Origin of the sequence: Pseudomonas sp. KCJK9000, assembly GCF_046230725.1 — a bacterium.
In the GTDB taxonomy this organism is placed as follows: Bacteria; Pseudomonadota; Gammaproteobacteria; order Pseudomonadales; family Pseudomonadaceae; genus Aquipseudomonas; species Aquipseudomonas promysalinigenes.
This window is the reverse complement of sequence record NZ_JBJJLN010000137.1, coordinates 1-589: the sequence shown is the minus strand read 5'-3', so window position 1 is coordinate 589 and position 589 is coordinate 1. Positions and strand designations below refer to the sequence as shown.

The following is a 589-nucleotide window of genomic DNA, read 5'->3' as shown; positions in this document are numbered from 1 at the left end:
GCAGAGCACTGGTAGCGTCGATTTCCAGACGCCGGCCAATGACGTCTACAACAACGGTTCGACCGTTAACACCACTATCACCGCAGCAACCGGTGGCAACTTCGAACAGCTGACGCCGAATCCAGCCCCGGCCACGACCGTCATCGCGGATTCGGTCGACACCACCACCGCCACTCTGACCGCTACTCCAAGCGTGACCGAAGGTGGCGTGATCACTTACACCGTGACGCTGAGCAACACTGCTCAGACGCCGGTGACCGTGACCCTGTCCAACGGCCAGACCATCACTGTTGCAGCTGGCCAGAGCACCGGTAGCGTCGACTTCCAGACGCCGGCCAATGATGTCTACAACAATGGTTCGACCGTCAGCACCACTATCACTAGCACCACCGGCGGCAATTTCGAGCAGCTTGATGTGAGCTCCACACCTGCCGTTACATCAATCACTGACTCGATAGACATTTCGACCGTAACCCTAACGGCCACCCCAAGCGTGACCGAAGGCGGCACCGTGGTGTACACCGCCACTGTCAGCGCCCCTGTTACCGGTGCCCCACTGGTGATCACCCTGGCCAACGGCCAGACCATT

Annotated in this window: 1 protein-coding gene; it reads left to right on the top strand. The window is 59.8% G+C overall.

Annotation, left to right across the window (positions count from 1 at the left end; all coding sequences use genetic code 11):
* The coding region (locus tag ACK59H_RS22960; protein WP_409264992.1) for an immunoglobulin-like domain-containing protein at positions 1 to 589 on the top strand (589 nt) is incomplete at both ends.